Raw genomic sequence first — 12,554 nt, 5'->3', positions numbered from 1 at the left:
GGGGTGGCCGCCCTTCGGCATGTTCAGCTGCTCGGTGGCTGGAGGTACGGCTGCAGACGGTGCAGCCGCGTGCAGTGGTCGGGGTGGGACGACAGCAGCCGGGCCAGTGCGCTCTCCTCGGCCGGCCGTCCACCGCTGCGCGCGGCCAGCTGGGCCCGCTCCCACTGCTCCTGCCGGTGCATCTTGTCGAGTACGGCCGCCAGCATGGGGGCGAAGCCCAGCGCGGCGGCGTGCTCGTCGGCCCGCAGCTCGGACTGGCGGCCCACGGCGGCCAGGGCGTACGGCACGGCCAGGATCAGCAGCGGCAGGCCGTAGAACGTGGTGACCGTGGCCAGCGCGACGGCGCCGACGGTCAGTACGAGGAAGCCGACGCCGAAGCAGCCGAAGGCGCGCGACACCTTGAACATCAGGCCGGAGCAGGCCTTCAGTACCCGCCAGGCGACCCGGCCGGGCAGGGCGTACCAGTAACCGAGCAGCGAGGACCAGGCGTGGCCGCCGACATGGTGGCCCAGCTCGTGCGCCATGACGGCGGCCAGTTCGCCGTTGGGCAGCTGGTTCATGGCGAAGCGGGTGACGCCGACGATGTGGCCGGCGGCCGCGACCGCGTTCAGGCTGTCGCTGTCCTCCACCCACAACTCGTAGGTACGGCCCTCGATTCCGGCGCGGGCCGTGACCTCACGCCAGACCGGTTCGAGCGTGGCGCGTTCTTGCGGAGTGGGGTGGCGCAGCCGGAGCATATGGCGCGCGAGGGCGCTCTCGGTGGGCCGGTGGAACACGAGTGCGCCGCTGACGAGCCAGGCGAGCACCACGACGAAGCCGAGGTCGCCGAAGAACAGCGAGACCAGGGCGACGACGAACAGGCTGCACAGGAAGTTGGGCACGTGCAGCAGCAGGTTTCCCACGGCCGTGGAATCGGTACGGCGCTGCTTGTCGGAGAGGAAGACCCGGCCCCGGTCGGTGTCGATGTGGTGCGGGTGCTGGGCCGGGACCGGCGGCACGGGGGGCGTCGACGTGGGGTACTGCGGAGCTGCCGGGGCTGCCTGCGGGTACTGCGGTGCCGCCTGCGGGTACGGGGGAGCGGAGGTCTGCGGGTACGGCGGAGGCGTCTGCGGGTACGGCGGTGGTGGCTCGGGACGGTCCGGCGGTGGCTGGGTCATGGCAGTGGTTCGTTCCTTCACAGGCGGTGGGGACGGTTGCGGGCGGGGCGGATCAGCCCATCAGCAGGGATGCGGGCAGCAGGACCGTGCCGGCGCAGAAGGCGATGAGTCCGGTGCGGATCCACTGGTGTTTGCGTGCGGCGATGCGGCTGTTCTCGGTGAGGGCACGGGCCAGGGCGACCGAGGGGCGGCGCTCGGTGTCGGCGAGGGCGTCGTCCAACCGGCCCTGCCTGACGGCCTGTTGGATGTCGCCGAAGTACGACAGCGGTTCCCCGGGCGTCCATGTGCCCAGCCGGTAGCGGGGCAGTACGGCGAGCAGCAGGGCGAACAGCGAGAGCAGCAGCGAGAGGGCCCCGGCCCACCACATGACGGTGCCCGGCCCGGAGAGCGCGGACGGCGTCCACTTCCGCCCCGCGAGCAGACCGCTGAACACCCCGGCGGTCATCCCGAGCGCGGCGACCAGGACGGAGGCCTTGCTGTCGGCGTGCGCGATCTCGCTCCGCGTCTCGGCGAGCAGCCGCGCACAGAGCTGCGCAGCGGCGTCGGAGGTGGTGGGGGTGCGGGACGGTGCCGGATCCGTGGCGGTCATGGAGCGCTCCCCTCGGTGTCGTCGGCGCCGGGTGCCTCCGGCGTCTTCGGGCCGTCCGGTTCCGGCACCGTCGGGGTGGTGCCGTACCCGGGAGGCGGCTGCCAGGCCGGGGGCGGTGGGGCGTAGGCGGGCTGGGGCGGCAGGGGCGGCAGCGGCGGAAAGGCGGGGGTGGCGTACGGCCCGGGCATCCCCGGGGGGCTCGCGGGCGCCGGAGGAGCGGGTGCCGCCGGAGGAGCGGGGTGCTGCGTCTGCGGCGCGGGCTCCACCGGCATCGCTCCCGGTGCCTGTGCCTGTGCCTGCGCCTGTGCCGGTGGAGTCGCCTGCGGCGGTGGGCCGTAGCCCGGCGCCCCGGGCAGCAGGGGCGGGTTCTGCGGGACGCCCGGGAGGCGCTGGTTGAGGATGTCGCTGACCGTGCGCAGGGCCAGCTGCTTGGGGCCCTCCAGCTCGTAGCTCTCGGCCGTGTCGCCGCTCAGCAACTGTTTCACCAGGTCCATCTGGGCCTGGATCATCCGGAGTTGGTCCTCGCGCATGCTGGACATCACCAGCTGGGAGTCCTCCGGGTGCTGGGCGAGATGGAGGGCCCAGGTGTGCACACCGCCCTGCTGGAGGTGGTACTGGTAGAACGCGATCTTCTGGGCCTCGATCTGCTGCAACTCCACCTGCTGGTGGCCCTGTTGGAGAGCGAGTTCGTGCTGCTGGCGCTGCTGCTGCAGGAGCAGCTCGTGCTGCTGGGCGCCGTACGAGACGGCCCGCTCGATCTGCAGGGCGTCCTGCTGGCGCAGCCGGCGGTCGACCTCGACGTCGACGTCCATGCCGCGCTGGGCCGCGTAGGCCTGTTCGGTGGCGGAGTGGTCGATGGACCGCAGCCGCTGCTGGTGCTCGATGTCGGCCTGGTCGCGCCTGAGCCGCAGGGTCCAGGTGACCTGGAGCCCGGCGGTCGCCCCGAGCGGCCCCAGCACGGTCACCGCCCGGAGCAGCTCCTGTTCGGCCGACGCGCTCCGCGCCACCGGGAAACGCCGGGTCACCGGGCGGGCCGCCTGCTGGAGTTCGCCGAGCACCAGCGCGGGCACGTCCCGGTGCCCGCTCGCCACGAACCGGGCCGGATCCAGCACCTGCCAGGACAGGTCGACCTCGGCGGTGAACTCGAAGGCGTCGTTGTCGCTCGGCAGCGCGAGCGTCGACGTGCAGGGGTGGACGCCCATGTCCACCTCGTAGACGGCGGAGTAGCGCTTGGCCGTCAGCTCGGCGCGCGTCGGCCGGTGCGGCGGCAGATAGGCCTCGTAGGAGCCCTTCGCGGTGGAGAAGACGAGCGCGTGGTCGATACGGACCAGGGATCGGAAGTTCAACTCGAAGCGCGACAGCTGCCGCACGGTGAGCACCGGGTCGACCAGCTGTGTGTGCCGGTCGGCGGGCTGCTGCCACTCGGGTTGCCGGAAGGAGGGCATGGTGTCTCGTCCAGGGGTCCGGGGATCGGTCAGAGGATGGGAAGTGCGGTCAGCAGGCGGGCCGTGACCTCGGGCGGGGGAGTGCCGTCCTCGCCCGGCATCGTGCGCAGCAGATGGCTCAGCCGCTCGTGCTCGGTGGCCGTGGTGACGAGCCTCGGCAGCAGTGCGGCCAGGGCCCACTCGACGGCCGTCGACCGGTCGGCGATCAGCACCCAGGCGCGCAGGACCTTCAGTGCCTGCTGGGTGATGCCCAGATGGCCCAGCGCGGCCCGCCACAGGAACGGCACGCCCTGTGCGGCGGCCCCGCCGTCGGCTGCCGCGCGGGCGAACCAGGCGAGTACGAGCGGACGGCCGTAGCGCTCGTCGTCCTCGGTGTGCTCGCACGCCCCGACGAACCCGCTCAGCGTCAGGTCGCGTACGGCACGGTCGTCGTCGATGTGGGCGCGCAGCTCGCCGAGGACGCGGTCGCTCGCCGCCGACAGCAGCAACAGCTCGACGGCCTCGGCCAGTTCGCGGGCCAGCGCGCCGTCGGTGTCGTCGGGCGTGTCCTCGTACAGCCGTCGTACGGCGCCGCGCAGGGCGGCCAGGGCCTGTTCCGGGCGCTCGGCCCCGATCAGCCCGTAGGCCCGTACGGCCACCCAGCGCAGCCGCGGGTCGTCGCCCTCGCACCAGGTGTCGAGGATGCGCGGGATGTTGGGCGTGCCGACCAGGTGGGACAGGGCGAGCGCGTTGACCGCCACGAGCCGCTGCCGGTACCGCTTGGAGGTGCCCCACGGCTCGATGACCAGTGCCATCGCGGACGGCAGATCGGTGCGGGCGAGGACCGCCGCGGTGGAGGCGGCCCGGGTGCGCACCAGCGGGCGGCCGTCGTCCGCGAGCCGGCGCAGCCAGCGGATCAGCGCGGGCCGGGCGGAGGGGTGGCCGGTCCACACCTCGCGCAGCAGCACCAGGGAGGCGCGCTCGTCGCGGAACGCGGCCTTCTGCTGGTCGACCGGGCCCCACTCGGTGTGCTCGGGCTCCCAGTACGTGTGCGCCCGCGCCAGTTGCAGCCGTTTGCCGACGTGCGTGCCGAAGACGGGGACCTCGGGGACGCGGGCCGGGTTCTCGGTCTCCTGCAGGAAGCGGTAGAGCAGGTCGCTCAGCTCGGCGGTGAGCGCGTACGGCCCGCCGTCGAAGGCGGCGAGGGCGACGAGGAAGGCCTTGTCCCGCAGGTGGAGTGCGGCCTCCCGCGCCTCGAACCACTCCTGGACCTGGTTCTCCAGCGACACCAGCGAGAACTGTCCTACGGCCTCCTCGGCGACCTCTCCGCCCGCGTACCGGGCGAGCAGCCGGGCGAACGCGGCGGCCTCGCGCGGCTGGTGGCTGTGCTGGAGGAAATCGGCCACCTGCGGCAGGCCGAGCAGCTCGACGGCCCCCTCCGCGTCGGTGCGGGCGCGCAGCCGGGCGGCGAGTACGTCGGCGGCGGCCGGCGGCTGCCACTCCTCGGGGGTGACGTCGTCCAGCGCGGCGCCGGGGTCGAGGGTGACGACGAGGTAGGCGTCCTGTTCGGCGAGGCGTTCGCGGGCGGCGAGCAGATGGGTCCAGCGCAGCGGCTGGTCGCGGCGTGGGGCGAGGTCGCAGAGCACATGGCCGCGGGCCTTCTGCTCGCCCTGCTCACCGCCGAACTGTTCGGCGAGGCCGGCGGCGGCGGTGTCGCGGACCAGGGTGCGCACCGGCAGGGCGCCGAGGCGGCGCAGCAGCATCAGCGCGGCAGTGCGGCGGCCGGTGAACCGGCCGCCGGACAGCACCAGGACCCGGTCCTCGCGCAGCCGTCGCAGCAGCCGGTCCATGAGCTGCTCGTCGGCCGCGAAGCCGTGCTCCAGCTCCTTCAGGGTGGCCTCGGGCACCTCGCCGGAGGCCGGTGCGGCGGCACCCGGTGCGGCGAGCTGGTAGACCTCCGTCTTGCTGCCGAGGAAGACGTCGCCGGTGAAGCGGCCGCCGCTGATCCCGCCGTGCTGGTCGCCGCCGAGCAGGCCGCCGCTGAAGCGGGCCTGCGCTCCGACGTTCATGGTGCGCGGACTGTGGTCGACCAGGTCGCGCCGCGCCGACCAGGCGGTCTGCGGCTGGTCCCGCTCCTCGGGCGCGTCCGCGCCGTCCTCCGGGGGCCCGGGTTCGTCCGTGGCCGGGTCGGGCGCCGGCGCGGTGGCCGGGCGGGGCGGCGCCTGCGCCTCCGGCGTGCTCACGCGTCCTCACCCCGCCGCCGTCCCTCACGTCCGCCGCGGGCGTCACCGTCGCCGAGGACGACGTCGCCGGTGAAGTGGCCGCCGCTGATGCCGCCGTACTGGTTGCCGCCGATCAGTCCGCCGTTGAAGGTGCCGCCCTGGATGTGGACGACCGGGCCCGGCGCCGGGCCCTTCTCGACGGACTCGGTGGGGGAGGCGGGCGCGGGCTGCCGCGGTGCCGGGCGGTCCCCCGAACCGCCCGGCACCTCCCCCGTCCCACCATGGTCCTCGTCCGCCGGCCGATGGACGCCGACCGGCAGCGGTCCGTGCAGCCAGGCCTTCAGCGCGCCGTTCTTGCTCTCCACCGTCACCGGGCGGAAGTCGGCGGCGGGGATGCCCGGGTGGTCGTGGCGCACCACACCGGCGTACACGGCGTCCGAGACGCACAGCGCGAAGTCGTCGGGCCGCTCCCGCAGGGCCCGGCGCAGCAGGCCGGCGTCGAGCAGGCGGCAGGCGTGGTTCAGATCGGAGCCGACCCAGCCGTCGTGCTCGTCGACGGCGACGTAGCCGGTGGCGACGACGCCGCGCAGCCGGATCTGCGCGGAGCGGGACGCCATGCGGTTGACGGCGCGCAGTTCGGCCGGGACCTCCGTGAGCAGGACCCGCAGCAGCGCGGTGACCGAGGCGTTCGCGTCGATGAGCTCCATCACCGCGTCCCCGCGGTCGGCCCGCATCCGCCGGGTCTCCTCGATGCCCGCGCGCTCCAGGGCTCGGTCGGCGATGTCGTAGAGCATCCGACGCAGATAGGCCTGCTCCACGTCGTCTCGGTCACTGAACCTCTCGATGTCCAGCAGCAGGATCGTTCGGCTCACGGGGTCGGTCATGGTCGCCTCTCGGGGGGTTCCGCCGTGCAGAGCAGCAGAGTGGCGGGGCGACGGCGAGGGCCGTGAGGGCGGATGACGCAGTCGAAGTGTGACGGTGTGCACAGAGTGAATCCGGGGGTCACCGTCGGCCACGGGCGCGCCCGATGGTTGCTGTCGGTTACACGCACCTGGAGGGCCACCGCCGCCTCGGGGCGACCTCGGTGGCAGCTGTCGTCTCCGGGCGGTCCCGGTGGCCGGTGTCGTGCCCTGAGAGGCGGCGTCGGCCGGTGTCACCGTCGGGTGGCCCGGCCGGCTGCTGTCGGCTTGGTGTGGCCCCGATGGCCGCCGCCGTCTCGACCGCTGCCTGGCCACCATCACCCCCAGCGCCCCGCTGGCCGCCGCCCGTAGGGGCCCGGTGGCCGCCGTCATCCCCCTCGGGCGGCCCCGGTGTCCGGGTGCCCCTACGGGCGGCCCACCCGGCCCGTGCCCCCCTCAGGCGTCCCCGGCGCCCGCGCCATGTCCCGCCTCGAACGGTCTCACCGTTCGGGCGCCCAGCCAGCCGGGCCCGCCCAGCCAGCCGGGCCCGCCCAGCCAGCCGGGCCCGCCCAGCCAGCCCAGCCAGCCGGGCCCACGTCACCCCTCGGCCGCCCCGGCCCCCGTGTCACCCCTCAGACGGCCCTGGCGGCGAGGGAATTCCCGGGATCCCCGGCACCACCTCCGGCACCCCAGGCGTCCCCGGTACCTCCGGTGCCGAGGCCGCGACCGCGGCCGCTATGCGGCGCAGTACCTCGGGGCGGTGGATCAGCAGGGCCCGGCGGCCCGTGGTGACCGCCTGTTTGTCGCGCAGTTCCTTCAGCAGGCGCTGGACCATCTCGCGTGAGGCCCCGACCGAGCCGGCCAGTTCCTGCTTGCTGAGCGGGACGGAGACCTCGATGCCCTCCTCGGTGCGGCGGCCGTGGGTGCGGGCCAGCTCCAGCAGCAGGACGGCGAGCCGCTCGCGCACGTTCATGGAGGCGAACTCCAGCCGGCGCCGGTCGGCCGCGCGGGTGCGGTCGGCGGTGAGGCCCAGCAGGGCGAAGGAGGCCGCGGGGGACTGCCCGAGGAAACGCCGGAACCGCTCGTGCTCCACGGCCAGCGAGCGCACCGGCTCCAGCGCGGTCACCGTGGCCGAGCGCGGCCGGCCGGTGAGCGCCGCCGACTCGCCGACGATGTCACCGGGCCCGCGCAGCGCGAGCAGCGCCTCGTAGCCGTTGGCGGCCGCCGCGGTCACCTTGGTCCAGCCCGTGAGGAGAAAGATCACATGCGAGGACGGTTCGTGCTGGTGGATCAGCACGGTCCTGGCGGTGTAGGTCAGCTCCCGGCCGAGCGCGAGCAACGCCTCCCGGTCCTCGGCCTCCAGCCGGGCCAGGAAGGGCACCCGGTCGTCCAGGCCGCCGTCGTCCCGTGCATACGCGGTCGTCCACGTGCCTGTCATGGCGGTCCCCCGAACTGTTCACCCGCAGCGGACGGATCAACGTACTGAATGCGCACCGGACGTATCCCCGGCAAGAGTGGAAATCGGCCAGAAATGTCCGAAGAACATCGGCGACCGCTCTGACCAGGTGCGATGCGGCGCCGCGTCGGCCGCCGCGCGGGTGGCGGACAACTGGGACGAATCCCGGCCTACGAGGTGAGAAGTCCGGCGTGTCGGGGGCCGCTCCATTTGTTTTGACCGAAGTCCGTGAGGTAGGTACGCTCAGACCTTGTGCCTGGGGTGTGCCCTGGCTCTCGTGCGTGCCTTCAACCGCATGGCGAGCCGTGATCGGCCACCGTAATCTGCGCCCTCTCCGTCTTCCGGCGGGAGTCTGCGGGATTCGACACACCCGACCGCGTGGGTCGGCGACGTCCCAGGTTAGCTGTACCTATCGGCACACAGAAACCGGAGAAGTAGTGCCTACGATCCAGCAGCTGGTCCGCAAGGGCCGGCAGGACAAGGTCGAGAAGAACAAGACGCCCGCACTCGAGGGTTCCCCTCAGCGTCGTGGCGTCTGCACGCGTGTGTTCACGACCACCCCGAAGAAGCCGAACTCGGCCCTGCGTAAGGTCGCGCGTGTGCGTCTGACCAGCGGGATCGAGGTCACCGCTTACATTCCGGGTGAGGGACACAACCTGCAGGAGCACTCCATCGTGCTCGTGCGCGGCGGCCGTGTGAAGGACCTGCCGGGTGTTCGCTACAAGATCATCCGAGGTTCGCTTGACACCCAGGGTGTCAAGAACCGCAAGCAGGCCCGCAGCCGCTACGGCGCCAAGAAGGAGAAGTAAGAATGCCTCGTAAGGGCCCCGCCCCGAAGCGCCCGGTCATCATCGACCCGGTCTACGGTTCTCCTCTGGTGACCTCCCTGATCAACAAGGTGCTGCTGAACGGCAAGCGCTCCACCGCCGAGCGCATTGTCTACGGCGCCATGGAGGGTCTGCGTGAGAAGACGGGCAACGACCCGATCATCACGCTGAAGCGCGCGCTGGAGAACATCAAGCCGACCCTCGAGGTCAAGTCCCGCCGTGTCGGTGGTGCGACGTACCAGGTGCCGATCGAGGTCAAGCCCGGTCGCGCCAACACCCTCGCGCTGCGCTGGCTCGTCGGTTACTCCCGCGCCCGTCGCGAGAAGACCATGACCGAGCGTCTGCTCAACGAGCTTCTCGACGCTTCGAACGGCCTCGGTGCGGCCGTCAAGAAGCGCGAGGACACCCACAAGATGGCCGAGTCCAACAAGGCCTTCGCGCACTACCGCTGGTAGTCGCTACCCACATCGAGACCGAGAGAAGACTGAAGCCTTATGGCTACCACTTCACTTGACCTGGCCAAGGTCCGCAACATCGGGATCATGGCCCACATCGACGCGGGCAAGACGACCACCACCGAGCGGATCCTGTTCTACACCGGTGTGTCTTACAAGATCGGTGAGGTCCACGACGGCGCTGCCACCATGGACTGGATGGAGCAGGAGCAGGAGCGTGGCATCACGATCACCTCTGCTGCGACGACCTGTCACTGGCCGCTCGAGGACAACGACTACACGATCAACATCATCGACACCCCGGGCCACGTCGACTTCACGGTCGAGGTGGAGCGCTCGCTGCGCGTCCTCGACGGTGCCGTCACGGTGTTCGACGGTGTCGCCGGTGTCGAGCCGCAGTCCGAGACGGTGTGGCGTCAGGCCGACCGTTACGGCGTGCCGCGCATCTGCTTCGTGAACAAGCTGGACCGTACGGGTGCCGAGTTCCACCGCTGCGTGGACATGATCTCGGACCGCCTGGGCGCCCAGCCGCTCGTCATGCAGCTGCCGATCGGTGCCGAGGCCGACTTCAAGGGCGTTGTGGACCTGGTCCGCATGAAGGCGCTCGTGTGGTCCGCCGAGGCGGCGAAGGGCGAGATGTACGACGTCGTCGACATCCCGGCCACGCACACCGAGGCCGCCGAGGAGTGGCGCGGCAAGCTGGTCGAGGCCGTCGCGGAGAACGACGAAGAGATCATGGAGCTGTACCTGGAGGGCGCGGAGCCCACCGAGGAGCAGCTGTACGCCGCGATCCGTCGTATCACCATCGCGTCCGGCAAGTCCGACGGCACCACGGTCACCCCGGTGTTCTGTGGCACCGCGTTCAAGAACAAGGGCGTCCAGCCCCTGCTCGACGCGGTCGTGCGCTACCTGCCGACCCCGCTCGACGTCGAGGCCATCGAGGGCCACGACGTCAAGGACCCCGAGGTCGTCGTCAAGCGCAAGCCGTCCGAGGACGAGCCGCTGTCCGCGCTCGCGTTCAAGATCATGAGCGACCCCCACCTGGGCAAGCTCACCTTCGTCCGGGTGTACTCGGGCCGCCTGGAGTCCGGCTCTTCGGTGCTGAACTCCGTCAAGGGCAAGAAGGAGCGCATCGGCAAGATCTACCGCATGCACGCCAACAAGCGTGAGGAGATCGAGTCGGTGGGCGCCGGTGACATCGTCGCCGTCATGGGCCTGAAGCAGACCACCACCGGTGAGACGCTGTCCGACGACAAGAACCCGGTCATCCTGGAGTCCATGGACTTCCCGGCGCCGGTCATCCAGGTCGCCATCGAGCCCAAGTCGAAGGGCGACCAGGAGAAGCTCGGCGTCGCGATCCAGCGCCTGGCCGAGGAGGACCCGTCCTTCCAGGTCCACACCAACGAGGAGACCGGCCAGACCATCATCGGTGGTATGGGCGAGCTGCACCTCGAGGTGCTGGTCGACCGTATGCGCCGTGAGTTCAAGGTCGAGGCCAACGTCGGCAAGCCGCAGGTCGCGTACCGCGAGACGATCCGCAAGGCCGTCGAGCGCGTGGACTACACCCACAAGAAGCAGACCGGTGGTACCGGTCAGTTCGCCAAGGTGCAGATCGCGATCGAGCCCATCGAGGGCGGCGACGCCTCGTACGAGTTCGTGAACAAGGTGACCGGTGGCCGTATCCCGAAGGAGTACATCCCTTCGGTCGACGCCGGTGCGCAGGAGGCCATGCAGTTCGGCATCCTCGCCGGCTACGAGATGACGGGCGTTCGCGTCACGCTCATCGACGGTGGCTACCACGAGGTGGACTCCTCCGAGCTCGCCTTCAAGATCGCCGGTTCGCAGGCCTTCAAGGAGGCCGCGCGCAAGGCCAGCCCCGTGCTGCTCGAGCCGATGATGGCCGTCGAGGTCACCACGCCCGAGGACTACATGGGTGAGGTCATCGGCGACATCAACTCCCGCCGTGGCCAGATCCAGGCCATGGAGGAGCGGGCCGGTGCCCGCGTCGTGAAGGGCCTCGTGCCCCTCTCGGAGATGTTCGGCTACGTCGGCGACCTCCGCAGCAAGACCTCGGGTCGCGCAAGCTACTCGATGCAGTTCGACTCCTACGCCGAGGTTCCGCGGAACGTCGCCGAGGAGATCATCGCGAAGGCCAAGGGCGAGTAACGCACTCCGTTCACACGCCGTAGGCTTGACTCCGGAGCCTCCTGGGGCATTCCACCGCAATCGCGGACGGAATGCCCCCGGGTTCCGGGCCTTTTCAGCAAAGATCACCTGGCGCCGATGAAGCAAGGCGTTCAGAACCACTCCACAGGAGGACCCCAGTGGCGAAGGCGAAGTTCGAGCGGACTAAGCCGCACGTCAACATCGGCACCATCGGTCACATCGACCACGGTAAGACGACCCTCACGGCCGCCATTACCAAGGTGCTGCACGACGCGTACCCGGACCTGAACGAGGCCTCGGCCTTCGACCAGATCGACAAGGCTCCCGAAGAGCGCCAGCGCGGTATCACCATCTCCATCGCGCACGTCGAGTACCAGACGGAGACGCGTCACTACGCCCACGTCGACTGCCCCGGTCACGCGGACTACATCAAGAACATGATCACGGGTGCGGCGCAGATGGACGGCGCCATCCTCGTGGTCGCCGCCACCGACGGCCCGATGCCGCAGACCAAGGAGCACGTGCTCCTGGCCCGCCAGGTCGGCGTTCCGTACATCGTCGTCGCCCTGAACAAGGCCGACATGGTGGACGACGAGGAGATCCTGGAGCTCGTCGAGCTCGAGGTCCGTGAGCTCCTCTCCGAGTACGAGTTCCCGGGCGACGACGTCCCGGTCGTCAAGGTCTCGGCGCTCAAGGCGCTCGAGGGCGACGCCGAGTGGGGCAAGTCGGTCCTGGACCTGATGGCCGCCGTCGACGAGTCGATCCCGCAGCCCGAGCGTGACGTCGACAAGCCGTTCCTCATGCCGATCGAGGACGTCTTCACGATCACCGGTCGCGGTACGGTCGTCACCGGCCGTATCGAGCGTGGTGTCCTCAAGGTCAACGAGACCGTCGACATCATCGGCATCAAGACCGAGAAGACCACCACCACGGTCACCGGCATCGAGATGTTCCGCAAGCTGCTCGACGAGGGCCAGGCCGGTGAGAACGTCGGTCTGCTGCTCCGCGGCATCAAGCGCGAGGACGTCGAGCGCGGCCAGGTCATCATCAAGCCGGGCTCGGTCACCCCGCACACCGAGTTCGAGGCGCAGGCCTACATCCTGTCCAAGGACGAGGGTGGCCGCCACACGCCGTTCTTCAACAACTACCGTCCGCAGTTCTACTTCCGTACGACGGACGTGACCGGCGTTGTGACCCTCCCCGAGGGCACCGAGATGGTCATGCCGGGTGACAACACCGAGATGAAGGTGGACCTCATCCAGCCCGTCGCCATGGAAGAGGGCCTGAAGTTCGCCATCCGTGAGGGTGGCCGCACGGTGGGCGCCGGCCAGGTCACCAAGATCGTCAAGTAGGTTCCGC

10 protein-coding genes are annotated in these 12,554 nt (G+C 70.7%); 4 read left to right on the top strand and 6 right to left on the bottom strand.

Going from position 1 to position 12,554, the window contains the following annotated elements; translation table 11 throughout:
* Positions 1 to 23: 23 nt before the first annotated feature.
* The 6 genes from ADK64_RS23950 to ADK64_RS23925 form a co-directional block, all read right to left on the bottom strand.
* Positions 24 to 1,157: a M48 family metalloprotease gene (locus ADK64_RS23950; RefSeq protein WP_053661898.1), complete on the bottom strand. Its 1,134-nt coding sequence runs from the start codon at positions 1,155 to 1,157 to the stop codon at positions 24 to 26.
* A 52-nt stretch (positions 1,158 to 1,209) separates the two neighbouring features.
* Positions 1,210 to 1,746, bottom strand: coding sequence for a Pycsar system effector family protein (locus ADK64_RS23945; protein ID WP_053661897.1), 537 nt, complete (start codon positions 1,744 to 1,746; stop codon positions 1,210 to 1,212).
* Positions 1,743 to 3,191: a hypothetical protein gene (locus tag ADK64_RS23940; RefSeq protein WP_053661896.1), complete on the bottom strand. Its 1,449-nt coding sequence runs from the start codon at positions 3,189 to 3,191 to the stop codon at positions 1,743 to 1,745. Before ADK64_RS23940 ends, ADK64_RS23945 begins: the two co-directional genes overlap by 4 nt.
* 29 nt (positions 3,192 to 3,220) lie before the next feature.
* Positions 3,221 to 5,413 carry a hypothetical protein gene (locus ADK64_RS23935; RefSeq protein WP_053661895.1) on the bottom strand — a complete coding sequence of 731 codons (2,193 nt, stop codon included), beginning with the start codon at positions 5,411 to 5,413 and terminating at the stop codon, positions 3,221 to 3,223.
* Positions 5,410 to 6,276 carry a hypothetical protein gene (locus ADK64_RS23930; RefSeq protein ID WP_053661894.1) on the bottom strand — a complete coding sequence of 289 codons (867 nt, stop codon included), beginning with the start codon at positions 6,274 to 6,276 and terminating at the stop codon, positions 5,410 to 5,412. Before ADK64_RS23930 ends, ADK64_RS23935 begins: the two co-directional genes overlap by 4 nt.
* 640 nt (positions 6,277 to 6,916) lie before the next feature.
* Complete coding sequence (locus tag ADK64_RS23925; protein WP_078992801.1) at positions 6,917 to 7,729, bottom strand: Crp/Fnr family transcriptional regulator; 813 nt, start codon at positions 7,727 to 7,729, stop codon at positions 6,917 to 6,919.
* A gap of 455 nt (positions 7,730 to 8,184) precedes the next feature.
* Here ADK64_RS23925 and rpsL point away from each other — a divergent pair, with 455 nt between their 5' ends.
* From rpsL to tuf, 4 genes are all read left to right on the top strand, one after another.
* Positions 8,185 to 8,556 carry a 30S ribosomal protein S12 gene (gene rpsL, locus ADK64_RS23920; protein ID WP_003948652.1) on the top strand — a complete coding sequence of 124 codons (372 nt, stop codon included), beginning with the start codon at positions 8,185 to 8,187 and terminating at the stop codon, positions 8,554 to 8,556.
* 2 nt (positions 8,557 to 8,558) lie between these two features.
* A complete protein-coding gene (gene rpsG, locus ADK64_RS23915) occupies positions 8,559 to 9,029 on the top strand; it encodes a 30S ribosomal protein S7 (RefSeq protein WP_003992340.1) in 471 nt (156 codons plus the stop codon).
* Between the two features lie 39 nt (positions 9,030 to 9,068).
* On the top strand, positions 9,069 to 11,195 hold the full coding sequence (gene fusA, locus ADK64_RS23910; protein WP_053661893.1) for an elongation factor G: 2,127 nt from the start codon (positions 9,069 to 9,071) through the stop codon (positions 11,193 to 11,195).
* 158 nt (positions 11,196 to 11,353) lie between these two features.
* Positions 11,354 to 12,547, top strand: coding sequence for an elongation factor Tu (tuf, locus tag ADK64_RS23905; protein WP_053661892.1), 1,194 nt, complete (start codon positions 11,354 to 11,356; stop codon positions 12,545 to 12,547).
* Positions 12,548 to 12,554 lie beyond the last annotated feature (7 nt).

It is taken from the genome of Streptomyces sp. MMG1121 (genome assembly GCF_001280015.1).
Taxonomy (GTDB): Bacteria; Actinomycetota; Actinomycetes; order Streptomycetales; family Streptomycetaceae; genus Streptomyces.
This window is presented reverse-complemented; position numbering and strand designations above follow the sequence as displayed.